Origin of the sequence: Streptomyces sp. NPDC079167 (assembly GCF_040686735.1) — a bacterium.
Classification (GTDB): Bacteria; Actinomycetota; Actinomycetes; order Streptomycetales; family Streptomycetaceae; genus Streptomyces.
In genome coordinates, this window is sequence record NZ_JBFBLO010000003.1 from 158815 (window position 1) to 174383 (window position 15569).

A 15569-nucleotide genomic window follows, 5' to 3' on the forward strand; every position below is an offset into this window, starting at 1 on the left:
CGGACCGGAGCGAGGGCCCGGTTTCACGTGAAACCGGGCCCTCGGGACGACTGCGTACGGCTCAGGCCAGACGCCGTGGCGCGAGGCCCAGGCGGCGGTCCTTGAGGGCCGGGAACTGCTCCCGGGTGGTGGTGGCCTTCACCGGGTCGAACTCCACGGTGAGCACCTCCTCGCCGGCCCCCGCCTCGGCGAGCACCTCGCCCCAGGGGTCGACGACGATGCTGTGGCCCGCCTGCTCGACCCCCGCGTGGGTGCCCGCCGAACCGACCGCCAGAACGTACGCCTGGTTCTCGACCGCTCGGGCCTGCGCCAGCAGGGTCCAGTGCGAACGACGGCGCTCCGGCCAGCCGGCCGCGACGACCATGGTCTCGGCCCCCGCGTCGACGAGCCCCCGGAACTGCTCGGGGAAGCGCAGGTCGTAGCAGGTGGCGAGGCCGACCACGGTCTCCGGCAGGGCGACGGTGACGAGTTCCTCCCCGGCGCCCATGAGCACCGCCTCGCCCTTGTCGAAGCCGAAGCGATGGATCTTGCGGTAGGAGGCGGCCCGCTCACCCTCGGGGGAGAAGACCAGCGAGGTGTTGTAGAGGGTGCCGTCCTCGGCGCGCTCGACGAACGACCCGGCGTGCAGCCAGACCCCGGCCTCGGCGGCCGCCTTCGCCATGACGTCGTGGGTGGGGCCCTCCAGGGGCTCCGCCTCATCGGCGAACGCGGTGTAGGCGAAGGCACCGACCGGCCAGAGCTCAGGAAGGACGACCAGGTCCGCGCCCCGCTGGGCCACGACCAGTGAAGCCGCGCGCTCTCTACGGGAATTGACCGATTCATCCGGGTTTACTGCGATCTGGATGAGGGAGGCGTGCACACTACCACCGTCCTGGCATGGGAGCCGTCAACGCGGGCCTACGATCGTCACACGAAAGCACTGCCGGGGTGCCTGCTCGCAGCGTAACTTAGCGAGCGAACTCCCCACGCAGCCCGCAGACCGCAGACCGCAGACCGCACCGTCGGTGCCGGCCGTCCCGACCGGCACCACCTGCTCTCCAGCCCATGCACCGCAGAACCGCACGAGGGGTCCCGTGACCGTCCATCCCAGCCTCCAGACCTATGCCGATGCCTGGACCCACTCCGTCGAGTCGATATCCGAGCTGGTCAAGCCGCTCGTCGAGGGGGAGTGGAACCGCCGGACGCCCTGCCCGGGCTGGTCGGTACGCGACATCGTCTCGCACGTCATCGGCATGGAGTGCGAGCAGCTCGGCGACCCCCGGCCGATCCACACGCTGCCACGCGACCTCTACCACGTGCAGAACGACCACCAGCGGTACATGGAGATGCAGGTCGACGTCCGGCGCCACCACACCGCGCCGGAGATGACCTCGGAGCTGGAGTACACGCTCATCCGGCGCATGCGTCAGCTGCGCAACGAGTCGCGCGCCCCCGAGACCATGGTCCGGGCGCCCCTCGGCGCCGAGCAGACGCTGGAACTGGCGCTGCGGATGCGGGCGTTCGACGTCTGGGTGCACGAGCAGGACCTGCGCACCACGCTCGGACAGCCCGGCAACCTGGATTCCCCCGGCGCCCTCGTCGTCCGGGACACGCTGCTGGCGGGGCTGGCGAAGGTGGTCGCCAAGGACGCGGGCGCGCCGCCCAACACGGCCGTGGTCTTCGATGTGCACGGCCCGCTGGAGTTCCTGCGTACGGTCAGGGTCGACGGCGAGGGCCACGGCTCGGTCGACGGCGCGCCGTCGTTGGGCCCTGCGGCGACCCTGGCGATGGACTGGGAGACGTACTACCGGCTGGCCTGCGGCCGGGTCCGGGCGGGGGCCGTGGAGGACCGGATCAAGATCGAGGGTGACCAGGAGCTGGCGGCCGAGATCCTGCGCCACTTCGCCGTGACCCCGTGAAGCCGTGGCCCCGTGAAGCCGTGACCCCGTGAAGCCGTGACCCCGTGACCGGCGGCGCCCGCCCGTGGAGAGACCGGGACGGGCGCGCCGCCGGGTCCGCCGTCAGGCGGGGACGTGCACGGCTTCGACCCGGCTGACGACGTGGTGATCGCGTTCCCTGTGGGTGGCGCGGGCGTGCAGCCGCAGGATCTGTACGACGCCGAGCGCTTCCAGGACGAAGACCGACGCGAACGCGACGCGGTAGTTGTCCCCGGTCGCGTCCAGCAGGACGCCGACGGCGAACAGTGTCGTCATCGAGGCCACGAAACCGCCCATGTTGACGATGCCGGAGGCGGTGCCCTGACGCTCCGGCGGATTGGCCGGGCGTCCGAAGTCGAAGCCGATCATCGAGGCCGGTCCGCAGGCGCCGAGCACCACGCACAGGGTGATCAGGAGCCACATCGGCGCGTGGTCGCCGGGGTAGAAGATCGTCGACGCCCAGAGCAGCGCGGTCGTCGCGATCGTCCCCAGGGCCAGCGGGGCGCGCGCCGCGTGGTGGCGGGCGATGACCTGGCCGTAGACCAGCCCCACCACCATGTTGGAGAGCACCACCAGGGTGAGCAGCTCACCGGCGGTGCCCCGGCTCAGCCCCTGGGCCTCGACCAGGAACGGCATGCCCCACAGCAGCAGGAAGACCATGGCGGGGAACTGCGTCGTGAAGTGCACCCACATGCCCAGACGGGTGCCCGGCTCCCGCCAGGCAGCGGCGATCTGCTTCCGCACGTACGCCGCTCCGGCGTGCTCGGCCGGCGGGGGCTCGTGGCCCTCGGGGTGGTCCTTGAGGAAGAGCAGCAGCGGTATCAGTACCACCACTCCGGCCAGCGAGCTGCCGACGAAGGTCGCGGTCCAGCCGAAGCCGTGCAGCGCACGGGCGATGACGAGGGTCGAGACGAGGTTGCCCGCCATCCCGAAGAGCCCGGTCACCTGTCCGATCAGCGGTCCTCGCCGGGCCGGGAACCACCGGGCGCCGAGCCGCAGCACGCTGATGAAGGTCATCGCGTCGCCGCAGCCGAGCAGCGCGCGTGAGGCGAGCGCCATGCCGTACGAGGGGGAGAGCGCGAAGCCCAACTGCCCCAGCGTGAAGAGCGCCACGCCGATGGTGAGGACCTTCTTGGTGCCGAGCCTGTCGACCATGAGGCCCACGGGTATCTGCATGCCGGCGTAGACGAGCAGCTGCAGGATGGAGAACGTCGACAGGGCCGAGGCGTTGACCTCGAACCGGTCGGCGGCGTCGAGTCCGGCGACGCCCAGACTCGTGCGGAAGATGATCGCGACGAAGTAGACGGCGACACCGATGCCCCAGACCCAGAGGGCACGCCGTCCGCCGGGCGGGTCTCCGGGCAGGGAGAGGGTGGGGGACGCGGAGCTCATCGGTCATCACCCCGGACCAGCACCTTGACCCGGCTGACGTGGCGCCGCACGACCTGTGCGGCGCCGTCGGCGTCGCCGGCCCTGATGGCGTCCAGCAGCTCGCCGTGCTCGGTGATGTTGGCGGCGATCCTGCCGGGGTGCGCCTCCATCACGGCCACGCCCATGCGCAGCTGCCGGTCACGGAGCTGGTCGTAGAGACGGGAGAGGATCTCGTTGCCCGCGTTCTTCACGATCTCGGCGTGGAAGCACCGGTCCTTGACGGCGACCGCTGCCAGATCTCCCGCCTCCGCGAGCTCCCGCTGCTCGGACAGGAGCTGTTCCAGCCGGGCGATCAGCTGCGCCGACGCGGGCACGGCCTTCCGTGCCGCAAACTCCTCCACGAGCAGCCGGGTCTCCACCACATCGGAGATCTCCTGCGCGGAGACCGCGAGCACCAGCGCGCCCTTCTTCGGGTAGAGCTTGATCAGCCCTTCGACCTCGAGCCGGAGCAGCGCCTCCCGCACCGGGGTCCGGGACACTCCGACGGCCTCGGCCAGGTCGCCCTCGGTGAGGAGCGTGCCGCCTTCGTAGCGGCGGTCGAGGACGGCTTCCTTGATGTGGGTGTAGACGCGCTCGGCTGCGGGCGGTGGCTTGGGAGCCGCCTTGTGGGCGGCGGGTTCGGCGATAGGCGCGGCAGGCATGCACACAGCATAGATACAAGATGGGTGCGTCCGCTCTCCCTGTCCGGGATCCGGACGGGGGGAGCAGACGTTCGACCCTGGTGTCCGGCCGAGCTCCGGTCAGGTGTGAAATCACCCGTACGAGGAGGCATCCATCCGGGTGTCTCGCGAGTCTCACCAGCGAGCGGCACCCCATGTAGCCGCATTTCAGGTGTATTTGGAGCGTTCGACTTGAAAACTGGTCCCACGGGCATGAACCGCGTAAGCGCTGCCGCCACCGTCGCTCTCACCGCGGGCGCCGTCCTCGCGGGCAGCGCGTTCGCCTCCACGGCTCAGGCCGCGGCCCCGCCGACGCCCTCGATCGCCGCCAAGGGCGGCTTCGTGATGAACAGCGGCACGGCGAAGACGCTCTACGGAAAGGCCGCGGACACCCGCCGCTCCACCGGCTCCACCACGAAGATCATGACCGCCAAGGTGGTGCTGGCGCAGAAGAACCTGAACCTCGATTCCAAGGTCACGGTCCAGAAGGCGTACAGCGACTACATCGTCAAGAACACCGCCTCGTCGGCCCGGCTGATCGTCGGCGACAAGGTCACGGTCCGCCAGCTCCTGTACGGCCTGATGCTGCCCTCGGGCTGCGACGCCGCGTACGCACTGGCCGACAAGTTCGGCTCGGGCTCCACCCGCGCGGCCCGGGTGAAGTCCTTCATCGGCAAGATGAACGCCTCCGCGAAGAGCCTCGGCCTGAAGAACACCCACTTCGACTCGTTCGACGGCATCGGCAGCGGCTCGAACTACTCCACGCCGCGCGACCTGACGAAGATCGCCGCCAGCGCGATGAAGAGCTCCACGTTCCGCGCGATCGTGAAGACGAAGTCGACCAAGCAGAAGGTCACGACGAAGAGCGGCGGCTACCGCTACATGTCGTGGTCGAACACCAACCCGCTGCTGGGCAGCTACAGCGGCGCGATCGGCGTGAAGACCGGCTCGGGCCCCTCGGCGAAGTACTGCCTGGTCTTCGCGGCGACCCGGAAGGGCAAGACGGTCATCGGGACCGTTCTCACCTCGACGTCCGCGAACACCCGGACGTCCGACGCGAAGAAGCTCCTGGACTACGGCTTCAAGAAGTAGCGCCGCGGCTCGGAAGTGGGCCCTGCTCGCACGATGCGCGGGCGGGGCCCTCGGTCGTCCTACGGCTGCCGGCGCAGATCCGCTACGAAGCGGTCCCAGGCGGCGGGGGCCAGAGCCAGGACGTCTCCGTAGGGCCCCTTGGAGTCGCGGATCGCCACTGTGCCCGGGACGTTGAGGGCGACTTCCACACACTCGCCGTTCGGCTCGCTGTAACTGGACTTGCAGAAGTCGAACTCGCTCACTCGTCCATCCCCTTGGCCAGGCTCTCCACGAACCGCAACGAGTCGTACGGTGACAGGCTCGTCGCACAGGTGCGTGCGAACAGTTCAGTGTAGGCGGCGCTCTCCTCCGCGCCCTCGACCCAGTTGGTGGAGCGCAGACCGTCCATGTGCACCACGTCCACCGCACCTTCCTCCGCGAACGAGAGCACGTTGAAGGCCCCGCCGCCACAGGAATGCACGCCCGCGCGGAAGGGGAGCACCTGCACATCGATGTTGGGTGCTTCCATGAGCTCGCCCAGATGGCGAAGCTGCTGACGCATGACCTGGGGACCGCCGATCATCTGGCGCAGCGCCGCCTCCCAGATCACCGCGTGCACATGCAAGGGGCTGTCACCGTGCAGGCGCCGCTGACGCCGCAGACGCACGTCGACGAGGCGCTCGATCTCCTCGATCCGGTCGGGCGAGACAGCGGCGACCGCAAGAGCCCTCATGTACTCAGGCGTCTGAAACAGTCCTGGGATCAGGGCGAGCTGCCAAGTTCGCAGTCGGAGAGCGACATCTTCCATCGCGATGTACTCACGCAAGCTTCCTGGCGTGAGCTCGGTGACCCACCAGCCCTTGGCTCTACGCCGCTCCCGGTCCAGCTTGGCCAACTGGAGCATGCCCTCCACGACACGCGGGTCATCGACCCCGTACGCGCGGCAGAGTGCGATGACGTCAGGATCTCGGAACGGGACCCAACCACGCTCCATCTTGGCGACCTTGGCCGCCTGAGCGCTGAGGACTCCAGCAGCCTGCGTCTGGTTCAGACCCGCAGCTTCCCGGAAGGCCAGTAGTTGGTTGCCCAACTGGCGGGCCAGAACCGTGGACACACGGTTTCCTACGTCCACGCGCGCCTTCGGCACCGTTCATACCTCCTGTTGTCGGAGACAGTCTGCAATCGCGGAGCGTCAGGCCACAATCACTCGGACGGGGATAAATATCTCGGAGAGATTGTGCCGACCTGCCGGGTGTCGCTACTTTCAGCAGCGCACCGCTCACACAGCGGCACCGCCCGGCGGAAGTGCACCGCCCTGCCCTGCGCAGGCGCGGCATCGCCACCGCCCGCACCCAAGGAGCTCGCGCGCATGACCGCAGCCCAAGAGATCCCGGCCCCCGAGCCCGTACTCCACGAGGACCGCCTCGACTACACCCCGACCGCCCGCAGCGTCTCTCTCTGCCGCAGACGGGCGGCGCGCCTCGTCACGGAGTGGGGACAGCCCGATCGTGCGGATGAAACCGCGCTGCTTGTCAGCGAGTTGGCGACCAACGCGCTGTTGCACGGCTGCATGCGCGGCAGGCTCTTCCGGGTGCGCCTCACTCTCACCCGCACCGCCCTCCGCATCGAGGTCAGCGATCCTCGCGGGGAGCGGCTGCCCGGACTGCGCGAAGTGGGCTCGGACGACTGTTACGGGCGCGGCCTGCTCGTCGTCGCCCGGCTCGCCGACCGCTGGGGCGTCGAGCCGCGCACCGTGGGCAAGACCGTGTTCGCCGAACTCACCGTGGATTGACTGCGGAGCGGCGGCTCAGGCGCCCTCTTCCGCAAGGGACAGCGCTTCGGCGATCGTGCGGGTGGCGAAGTCCGGGTCGTCCGTGATGCGGTTGATGTGTTCCGCGAGCAGGAACGCGGTGGCCTCCAAGGGGTTCATCTCCGCTTCCGTCCAGTCCCCGTACTGCTTGCGCCACAGGTTGGGACTCAGGCCCATGCCCGCGGCGACGACCAGGCCGGCCATGGTGGGGATGGCCTCGGGACGGATACTCCTGGGCATCCGGCGCATCGAGGACACGAGGGTCGGCACCACGTACTCGATGACGTCCTTGTCCTGTGCCTCGTGCGCCTGCCGCAGCCAGCTCATGAACATGTAGATGATCGTGCACGTGCCGTCCAGGACGTCCTCGGCACCGCCGGGGCCCAGGGAGGCGACGACCTGTTCCGCCAGCGCCCTCTGCTCCAGGTGGCTCACGGCGTCGCCGTCGTGAACCTCCTTGAGCCGGGAGTCGATCATCATCAGCGCGGCGCCCACATCGCCGGCGGGAGCGTACTGGGGTTCGCAACTCGATGACACGGGGCGCCTCCTGGAATGACTGCGTCGGGTGACATGTCCTGCTCGCAGAGTAGTCGCACGACCCATCGGCGGACATGCCGATGGGCCCGCGCAAGCACTGCGCGGGCCCATCCCAGATGCCTACGCCCAGGTGATCAGCCGCTTCGGCTGCTCCAGGATCGCCGCGACGTCCGCGAGCACCTTGGAGCCGAGCTCGCCGTCGACCAGGCGGTGGTCGAAGGAGAGTGCCAGCGTGGTGACCTGACGGGGCTTCACCTTGCCCTTGTGGACCCAGGGCTGGAGCTTGATCGCCCCGACCGCGAGGATCGCGGACTCGCCCGGGTTCAGGATCGGCGTACCGGTGTCGACGCCGAAGACGCCGACGTTGGTGATGGTCACCGTGCCACCGGCCATCGCGGCGGGGGACGTCTTGCCCTCGCGGGCGGTGGTGACCAGCTCGCCCAGTGCCGCGCCCAGCTGGGGCAGGGTCTTGTCGTGCGCGTCCTTGATGTTCGGCACGATCAGACCGCGCGGGGTGGCGGCGGCGATGCCCAGGTTGACGTAGTGCTTCTGCACGATCTCCTGGCCGGCCTCGTCCCAGGCGGCGTTGACCTCGGGGTTGCGCTTGATCGCGACCAGGAGCGCCTTGGCGATGATCAGGAGCGGATTGACCCGGACCCCCGTCATCTCCTTGTCCTCCTTGAGCTCCGCCACGAGCTTCATCGTGCGCGTCACGTCGACGGTCACGAACTCGGTGACGTGCGGCGCGGTGAAGGCGCTGCCGACCATGGCCTGCGCGATGGCCTTGCGTACGCCCTTGACGGGGATGCGGGTCTCGCGGCCCGCCCGGTCCACGGGTGCCGCCACGGGCGCGGGGGCCGGGACGCTCTCCTCGGACCGTGCGGGAGCCTCGGCGGGCGCCGGGGCGGCTGCGGCGTGGACGTCCTCGCGGGTGATCACACCGCCCTCCCCGGTCGGGGTGACCGTGGCGAGGTCAATGCCCAGGTCCTTCGCCAGCTTGCGCACCGGCGGCTTGGCGAGGGGACGGGATTCCGCGACCTTCGCCCCGTGGCCGGCCTTCGCACCGTGGCCGTTGATCTCCGCCTGGATGGCGGCGGCGGCCGGTCCGGGGACCTCGGCCCCCTTGCGGGCCCGGCGCTTGGTGGAGCTCTCCGCCACCCCGTAGCCGACGAGCACCGGCTGACGGCCCTTGGGGGCCTCCTCCGCCGCGGGTTCCGCCACGGCCTCCTGCACGGGCTCCGGGTCGGCCGGGGCGTCACCGCTGCCCGGCGCCACGTCCACCGCGATGATCACCTCGCCGACGTCAACGGTCGAGCCCTCCGGGAAGCGCAGCTCGTGCACCACCCCGTCGAACGGGATCGGCAGCTCGACGGCGGCCTTGGCGGTCTCGACCTCGCAGACCACCTGGCCGTCCGTGACGGTGTCTCCGGGCTGGACGAACCACTTGAGGATTTCCGCCTCGGTCAGTCCCTCGCCCACGTCGGGCATCTTGAACTCACGGAAACGCGCGGACGTTTCGGTCATCGTCGTCACGACCCTCTCCTCAGTACGCCAGCGAGCGGTCGACGGCGTCGAGCACCCTGTCGAGCCCCGGCAGGTACTCGTCCTCGAGCCGGGCCGGCGGGTAGGGGGCGTGGTAGCCGCCGACCCGCAGCACCGGCGCTTCGAGATGGTAGAAGCAGCGCTCGGTGATCCGGGCCGCGATCTCGGCCCCGGAGCCGTAGAACACCGGCGCCTCGTGAACCACCACGAGCCGGCCGGTCTTCTCGACCGAGGTCTGTACGGCGTCGAAGTCGATCGGGGACATCGACCGCAGGTCCAGGACCTCGACCGACTTGCCCTCCTCCTGCGCCGCCGCTGCCGCCTCCAGGCAGACCTTCACCATCGGGCCGTACGCGACGAGCGTGAGGTCGGAGCCCTCGCGGGCCACGGCGGCCTTGTGGAGCGGGCCGGGGATGGACTCGGTGTCGAGCTCCCCCTTGTCCCAGTAGCGCCGCTTGGGCTCGAAGAAGATGATCGGATCGTCGCTCTGGACGGCCTGCTGCATCATCCAGTAGGCGTCGCTCGCGTTGGACGGCGAGACGACCTTCAGCCCCGCCACGTGCGCGAACAGCGCCTCCGGCGACTCGCTGTGGTGCTCGACGGCACCGATGCCTCCGCCGTACGGGATGCGGATGACGACGGGCATCTTGATCTTGCCGAGGGCACGGGCGTGCATCTTCGCGAGCTGCGTGACGATCTGGTCGTACGCGGGAAAGACGAAGCCGTCGAACTGGATCTCGACGATCGGGCGGTATCCGCGCAGGGCCAGGCCGATCGCCGTACCGACGATCCCGGACTCGGCGAGCGGGGTGTCGATGACCCGGTCCTCGCCGAAGTCCTTCTGGAGCCCGTCCGTGATGCGGAAGACCCCGCCGAGCTTGCCGACGTCCTCACCCATGATGAGGACCTTGGGGTCGGTCTCCAGAGCCTTGCGCAGCGACTCGTTGAGCGCCTTCGCGAGGGACATCTTCTCAGCGGCCATGGCTAGTTGCCCTCCTCGGCGAACGATGCCTGGTAGGCGGCGAACTGGGCGCGCTCCTCGTCGACCAGCGGGTTGCCGTCGGCGTAGGCGTGGTCGAAGATCGCCAGCCGGTCCGGGTCGGGCATGGCCCGCACCGCTTCGCGGACCCGCTTGCCGAGGGTCTCGCTCTCCTCCTCCAGCGCGGTGAAGTACGCGGCGTCGGCGAGGCCCTGCTTCTCCAGGTACGTACGCAGCCGGAGGATCGGGTCCTTGGCCTCCCAGGCCGCCCGCTCCTCGTCCGCCCGGTACTTCGTCGGGTCGTCGGAGGTGGTGTGGGCGCCCATCCGGTAGGTGAACGCCTCGACGAGGGTGGGCCCCTCGCCCCGCCGGGCCCGCTCCAGCGCGGACTTGGTGACGGCCAGGCACGCGAGTACGTCGTTGCCGTCGACCCGCACACCCGGGAAGCCGAAGCCCTGCGCGCGCTGGTAGAGCGGCACGCGGGTCTGCTTCTCGGTGGGCTCGGAGATCGCCCACTGGTTGTTCTGGCAGAAGAACACGACGGGGGCGTTGTAGACGGCGGAGAAGGTGAAGGCCTCCGCGACATCGCCCTGGCTGGAGGCGCCGTCGCCGAAGTACGCGATCACGGCCGAGTCCGCGCCGTCCTTGGCGACGCCCATGGCGTAGCCGGTGGCGTGCAGGGTCTGCGAGCCGATGACGATCGTGTACAGGTGGAAGTTGTTGGTGTTCGGGTCCCAGCCGCCGTGGTTCACACCGCGGAACATGCCGAGCAGGTTGGTCGGGTCCACGCCCCGGCACCAGGCGACGCCGTGCTCCCGGTAGGTCGGGAAGACGTAGTCGTCGTCGCGCAGCGCCCGGCCGGAACCGATCTGCGCGGCCTCCTGGCCCAGCAGCGAGGCCCACAGGCCCAGCTCGCCCTGGCGCTGGAGCGCGGTGGCCTCTGCGTCGAAGCGGCGGGTCAGGACCATGTCCCGGTAGAGGCCGCGGAGCTCGTCCGCGCTCAGGTCGATCTCGAATTCCGGGTGTTCGACGCGCTCGCCCTCGGGCGTCAGCAGCTGTACCAGCTGGGGGTCGGAACCCTCCGGCGTCTTCGCGGGCGTCTTCGCGGCGCTGGTCCGCTTGCTGCTGCGTCGCGGTTTGCGCGCGGCAGTGCTCTCCACGGTCACGTGCGTGCTCCTCCGTCGGTCCGGCCCCCGGGATGGCCGGGAACCAGTGCGGCTCGCCTGTGTCCGGACCCGTGCACGGGGTGGGTGCCACTCGGCCGGGAACAGGCGTGACAGGTGCCCCGGCGAGCGTCCTGTCATAAGCACGTTACCCAGTGCATCGCATAACTGCGAAACACCTTGTGACCTGCGATTTTGCTTGGATTTCCAAGTAAATCCAGAAAAACGCCAAGTCCCGCTGGTCACAGCACTGGTAACAGCCTTGCAGGCGGCCGGAACAACGGCACGTTATCCCGGCCCGCAGTCACAGGGAAGGGCGGACGAGAAAGGAGTGTGTGAGACTGCGAATGTGCGCGAAGAAGGAAAAATCACGGTATTCCTGCTCGATGATCACGAAGTCGTCCGGCGCGGAGTCCACGAGCTGCTGTCCTCCGAGGAGGACATCGAGGTCGTCGGCGAGGCGGGCACGGCCGCGGACGCGCTCGCGCGGATCCCGGCGACCCGCCCCGACGTCGCCGTCCTGGACGTCCGGCTGCCGGACGGCAGCGGGGTGGAGGTCTGCCGCGAGGTCCGCTCGCGGGACGAGAACATCAGGTGCCTCATGCTCACGTCGTACGCCGATGACGAGGCCCTCTTCGACGCGATCATGGCGGGCGCCTCGGGGTACGTACTGAAGGCCATCCGCGGGAACGAGCTGCTCAGCGCCGTGCGTGACGTGGCAGCCGGCAAGTCGTTGCTGGACCCGGCGGCCACCGCCCGCGTGCTGGAGCGGCTGCGCGAGGGCAAGGACGGCAAGGGGGACGACCGGCTCGCTGGGCTGACCGAGCAGGAGCGCAAGATCCTCGACCTGATCGGCGAGGGGCTGACGAACCGGGTGATCGGCGAGCGTCTGCACCTCGCCGAGAAGACCATCAAGAACTACGTCTCCAGCTTGCTCTCCAAGCTGGGCATGGAGCGGCGTTCGCAGGCGGCGGCGTACGTGGCGAGGCTTCAGGCCGAGAGGCGCTGACGGGGCACGGGCAGGGACTTTGGTCCCTGGCCGTCCGGGGCGGCGGACCCTTACACGGCTCCTACCCGTGGCGGAGAGTGGGGGCATGCTTTCTTCCCGCCCCTCCGACACCGGAACCGCGCCTGGTTCCGGTGTCGCGGCCGGTTCCGGCACCCTCGGCCCTTCCGGTCCGTCGACCTCCTCCGGCCCGGCGGCCTCATCGGGTCCGCCGGCCTCATCGGGTCCGTCGGCCTCCTCGGGTCCGTCGGCCTCCTCCGTCTCCTCCGTGGCGGACAGGCGCCGTGCCATCGAGTTGCTCGGCAGTGTCCGCTACGGCCGGCTGGCCATGAGCATGCGGGCCCTGCCCTTTCTGGCAGTGGCCCGGCACCTGGTGACCGAGGGCGGTGTCTTCCTGCGGATGCACAGGGGACTCGGCTTCCACGAGTCCTGCGACGGAAGCGTCATCGCCTACGGGGCGGACAACTTCAACTCCCCCGGGCCCGGCGGTGCGGAGGACCTCTGGTCGGTGCAGTTCACCGGCCCCGCCGAGATCGTGGAACCCGCCTCCGACCAGCGCGAACGCTTCGGGGCAGGTCCGGCGAAGGTGAACGGCGAGGTCTTCGATCCGGTGTATCTGAGGCTCGATCCGCACCTCTCCCATATGCACGCTCTGACCTTCGACGCAAGTCCGTAAAACCGGCCACTCAGCGTCACCTAACATGTGGCGAGTGCTGCGCTCATCTGTGACCCTTCCGCCTGTCCCTCCGGTCGTCGAGGTCCTGCGCCGCTACCCGGACGCCGGTGAGCCCCTCGCATGCGAACCGATCGGCAAGGGCCTGCTCAACCACGGTTACCGCGTGTCCACCACCCGCGGCTCGTACTTCCTGAAGCATCACCTCGACAAGCACCACCTCGACGACGCCAGCGGCGATCACGCCACGATCGTCCGGCAGCACCGGGCGACCCAGCAGCTGCACTCCCTCGGTGTGCCGGTGGCCCCGCCGCTCTCGGACACGGAGGGTGACACGGTCACGGTGATCGACGGGGAGCGCTATGCCCTGCACCGGTGGGTGGACGGACTCCACCGGGACGGCGCCCAGCTGACGACCGCCCAGTCGCGCCGGCTCGGGGCGCTCCTCGGCGCCGTACACACGGGCCTGGAGCAGGTCATGGAGGCGGACCCGCCACCGCCCCCGGTCCGGGGCCAGAGCCCTGATCCCGCCGACACGTTCACGCTGATCGACGAGCTGCTGACGGCCGCGCGGCACATGGGCCCCCGGGACGCCTTCGACGAGCTCGCCGTGCACCGGCTCGTCGAGCGCCGCGCCCTGCTGGAGCAGCACGCGCACCGCCGCCCGCCCATGCCCGAGGGCTCTGCCAGGGGGTGGGTGCACGGCGACTTCCACCCGTTGAATCTCCTCTACCGGGGCGCTGACCCCGTCGCCATCGTGGACTGGGACAGGCTCGGTGTGCAGCCGCGCGCCGAGGAGGCCGTACGGGCGGCGGCGATCTTCTTCGTCCGGCCGGACGGCGAGCTGGCACTGGAGAAGGTCCGGGCGTACGCCCGCGCCTACCGGCGGTCTGCGGGCGCCGGGGCGGCCGAGCTGGCGGCCGCGGTGCACCGGGTGTGGTGGGAGCGCCTCAACGACTTCTGGATACTGCGCTGGCGCTACCGCCTCCACGACCGCAGGGCCGACCCGCAGTTCCCTGCGGTGTCGGCCCTGGCGGTGTGGTGGACGCGTGAGTACGAGGCGGTCGGCGAGGCCTTCACGGGGTGAGGACCCTCGCCCTCAGGCCCCCGGCCCCCGGCCCTCGGTCAGCCGGTGGTGCCCGCCGCGCCCTCCGCGGCGCCCGCCGCGGCGCCCGCCGATGTGCCGGCGGTCGTTCCCGTCGTCGTCGCGCCCTCGTCGTCGCCGGTGCCACCGTCGTCACCGCTGCCGCCGTCGTCGCCGGTGCCGCCGTCGTCACCGGTGCCGCCCTCGGTCACCGTGCCGCCGTCCGACGTCCCGCCCGTGTCCGGGGACGGCGTCGTGGGTGTCACCGTCGGTTCCTGCGTCGGCTGGGTCGGCTCGTTCGTCGGGGTCCACGTCGACTCTTCTGTGGGCCACGTCTGATCGCCCGTGGAGCCGGACGGCTCCTCGGTCTCCTGGGTCTCCTCGTCCGTCGGCTCCGCCGAGGACGGGGTCGGTGACGGGCTGGAGGAGGTGGTGGGCGCGACCGGGTCCTTCTTCTTGTCGCCGTCACCGTCGGCCGCCTGGAGGGCGAACGCGACGCCCGCGCCGATCGCGATCAGCGCGAGCACGACGAACAGCAGCATCTTGCCGCGACCGCCGCCTTCGCGATGACTGCCGCCCGCGTACGCCCCGTCGTCGGGGTTCATGGGCGGCAGGATCGGGCCCTGTGAGGTGTCCCCGTGCATGGGGTGGCTCATGGCCGCCGTGCTGCCGGCGACGTTCATCGCCGCCGTGTGGCCGCTGTCCTGCACGTTGACCGGGCCGGTGTTCCACGTGCCCGTGTGCCCGCCCTGGACCTGCAGCATCTGCAGGCTGTACTGGACGAGGCCGCGCATCTCCTCGGCGCTCTGGAACCGGTCGTCCGGGTCCTTCGCGAGGGAGCGCATGACGAGCCCGTCCAGCTCCGGCGGGACGGCCCCGGCGGCCTGGGAGGGCGGCACCGGGGTGTCCTGGACGTGCTGGTAGACGACGGAGAGCGGGGTCTCGCCCGTGAACGGGGGCCGCAGGGCGAGCAGTTCGTAGAGCAGGCAGCCGGTGGCGTACAGGTCGGAACGGTGGTCGACGGCCTTGCCGAGCGCCTGCTCGGGGGAGAGGTACTGGGGCGTGCCCATGACCATGCCGGTCTGGGTCATCGTCGACTGTGCGCCGTGCAGCGCGCGGGCGATGCCGAAGTCCATCACCTTGACCGCGCCGGAGTGCGTGATGATCACGTTCGCCGACTTGATGTCACGGTGCACGATGCCGTGCTGGTGGGAGTAGGCCAGCGCCTCCAGGACGCCCGAGACGATGATCAGCGCCTGCTCGGGCGGCGGGGCCTCGGCCTCCAGCAGCAGATCGCGGATGGTGTTGCCCTCGACGAGCTCCATCACGATGTACGGCACGGTCGAACCGCCCACGACGTCTTCACCGGAGTCGTACACGGCGACGATCGCGTGGTGGTTGAGCCCCGCGACCGACTGCGCCTCACGCGTGAAGCGGGCCTTGGAGACCGGGTCCTCGGCGAGGTCGGAACGGAGCAGCTTCACCGCCACCGTGCGGCCCAGACGGACGTCCTCCGCGGCGTAGACCTCGGCCATGCCGCCGCGGCCGAGCCGGTGGGTCATGCGGTAACGGCCGTCCCCGACCACACCGCCGACACCCCAGGAGTCGGTGCCATCCGAAACTCCGCCGCCGTTTGCTTCGGATCCGGGTGCCATCAGTCCTCGCCGTCGTATCTGTCCGCGCGTCCGCGGGTCTCAC

At 70.0% G+C, this 15569-nt stretch carries 16 protein-coding genes; 6 read left to right on the forward strand and 10 right to left on the reverse strand.

The window, feature by feature from the left end:
- Window positions 1–61: 61 nt before the first annotated feature.
- Entirely contained in the window at window positions 62–859 is a 798-nt protein-coding gene (locus AB0P41_RS08350; RefSeq protein ID WP_356709208.1) for a carbon-nitrogen family hydrolase, read from the reverse strand.
- Window positions 860–1073: 214 nt separating this feature from the next.
- On the opposite strand from AB0P41_RS08350, the gene AB0P41_RS08355 reads away from it, so the two are divergent.
- Window positions 1074–1898 carry a maleylpyruvate isomerase family mycothiol-dependent enzyme gene (locus tag AB0P41_RS08355; protein ID WP_356709206.1) on the forward strand — a complete coding sequence of 275 codons (825 nt, stop codon included), beginning with the start codon at window positions 1074–1076 and terminating at the stop codon, window positions 1896–1898.
- Between the two features lie 102 nt (window positions 1899–2000).
- On the opposite strand, the gene AB0P41_RS08360 is transcribed toward AB0P41_RS08355, so the two are convergent.
- Window positions 2001–3308, reverse strand: coding sequence for an MFS transporter (locus AB0P41_RS08360; RefSeq protein ID WP_365930913.1), 1308 nt, complete (start codon window positions 3306–3308; stop codon window positions 2001–2003).
- Window positions 3305–3988 (reverse strand): GntR family transcriptional regulator, encoded by a 684-nt coding sequence (locus tag AB0P41_RS08365; RefSeq protein WP_365930915.1) that lies wholly within the window; start codon window positions 3986–3988, stop codon window positions 3305–3307. Before AB0P41_RS08365 ends, AB0P41_RS08360 begins: the two co-directional genes overlap by 4 nt.
- A gap of 231 nt (window positions 3989–4219) precedes the next feature.
- Here AB0P41_RS08365 and AB0P41_RS08370 point away from each other — a divergent pair, with 231 nt between their 5' ends.
- Window positions 4220–5098 (forward strand): D-alanyl-D-alanine carboxypeptidase, encoded by an 879-nt coding sequence (locus AB0P41_RS08370; RefSeq protein WP_356709200.1) that lies wholly within the window; start codon window positions 4220–4222, stop codon window positions 5096–5098.
- Window positions 5099–5157: 59 nt separating this feature from the next.
- Here the strand turns inward: AB0P41_RS08370 and AB0P41_RS08375 are convergent, their stop codons facing one another.
- Window positions 5158–5340, reverse strand: a complete 183-nt coding sequence (locus tag AB0P41_RS08375) for a DUF397 domain-containing protein (RefSeq protein WP_365930917.1) — start codon at window positions 5338–5340, stop codon at window positions 5158–5160.
- Window positions 5337–6191, reverse strand: a complete 855-nt coding sequence (locus AB0P41_RS08380) for a helix-turn-helix transcriptional regulator (protein ID WP_356709196.1) — start codon at window positions 6189–6191, stop codon at window positions 5337–5339. Before AB0P41_RS08380 ends, AB0P41_RS08375 begins: the two co-directional genes overlap by 4 nt.
- 255 nt (window positions 6192–6446) lie before the next feature.
- Here AB0P41_RS08380 and AB0P41_RS08385 point away from each other — a divergent pair, with 255 nt between their 5' ends.
- Complete coding sequence (locus tag AB0P41_RS08385) at window positions 6447–6869, forward strand: ATP-binding protein (RefSeq protein WP_365930919.1); 423 nt, start codon at window positions 6447–6449, stop codon at window positions 6867–6869.
- A gap of 15 nt (window positions 6870–6884) precedes the next feature.
- Here AB0P41_RS08385 and AB0P41_RS08390 read toward each other — a convergent pair whose 3' ends face one another.
- From AB0P41_RS08390 to pdhA, 4 genes are all read right to left on the reverse strand, one after another.
- Window positions 6885–7424, reverse strand: a complete 540-nt coding sequence (locus AB0P41_RS08390) for a hypothetical protein (RefSeq protein WP_365930921.1) — start codon at window positions 7422–7424, stop codon at window positions 6885–6887.
- Window positions 7425–7544: 120 nt separating this feature from the next.
- Window positions 7545–8957, reverse strand: a complete 1413-nt coding sequence (locus AB0P41_RS08395) for a dihydrolipoamide acetyltransferase family protein (RefSeq protein ID WP_365930923.1) — start codon at window positions 8955–8957, stop codon at window positions 7545–7547.
- Between the two features lie 10 nt (window positions 8958–8967).
- Window positions 8968–9948, reverse strand: coding sequence for an alpha-ketoacid dehydrogenase subunit beta (locus AB0P41_RS08400; RefSeq protein WP_365930925.1), 981 nt, complete (start codon window positions 9946–9948; stop codon window positions 8968–8970).
- A gap of 2 nt (window positions 9949–9950) precedes the next feature.
- A complete protein-coding gene (gene pdhA / locus AB0P41_RS08405; RefSeq protein ID WP_365930926.1) occupies window positions 9951–11111 on the reverse strand; it encodes a pyruvate dehydrogenase (acetyl-transferring) E1 component subunit alpha in 1161 nt (386 codons plus the stop codon).
- 346 nt (window positions 11112–11457) lie between these two features.
- Between pdhA and AB0P41_RS08410 the strand changes: the two genes are divergently transcribed.
- From AB0P41_RS08410 to AB0P41_RS08420, 3 genes are all read left to right on the forward strand, one after another.
- Window positions 11458–12117 (forward strand): response regulator transcription factor, encoded by a 660-nt coding sequence (locus AB0P41_RS08410; protein WP_356709184.1) that lies wholly within the window; start codon window positions 11458–11460, stop codon window positions 12115–12117.
- A gap of 265 nt (window positions 12118–12382) precedes the next feature.
- A complete protein-coding gene (locus AB0P41_RS08415) occupies window positions 12383–12790 on the forward strand; it encodes a pyridoxamine 5'-phosphate oxidase family protein (protein ID WP_365930928.1) in 408 nt (135 codons plus the stop codon).
- A gap of 25 nt (window positions 12791–12815) precedes the next feature.
- Entirely contained in the window at window positions 12816–13874 is a 1059-nt protein-coding gene (locus tag AB0P41_RS08420) for a phosphotransferase (RefSeq protein ID WP_365930930.1), read from the forward strand.
- A gap of 38 nt (window positions 13875–13912) precedes the next feature.
- Here AB0P41_RS08420 and AB0P41_RS08425 read toward each other — a convergent pair whose 3' ends face one another.
- Window positions 13913–15526, reverse strand: a complete 1614-nt coding sequence (locus AB0P41_RS08425) for a protein kinase (RefSeq protein ID WP_365930932.1) — start codon at window positions 15524–15526, stop codon at window positions 13913–13915.
- Between the last annotated feature and the right edge of the window lie 43 nt (window positions 15527–15569).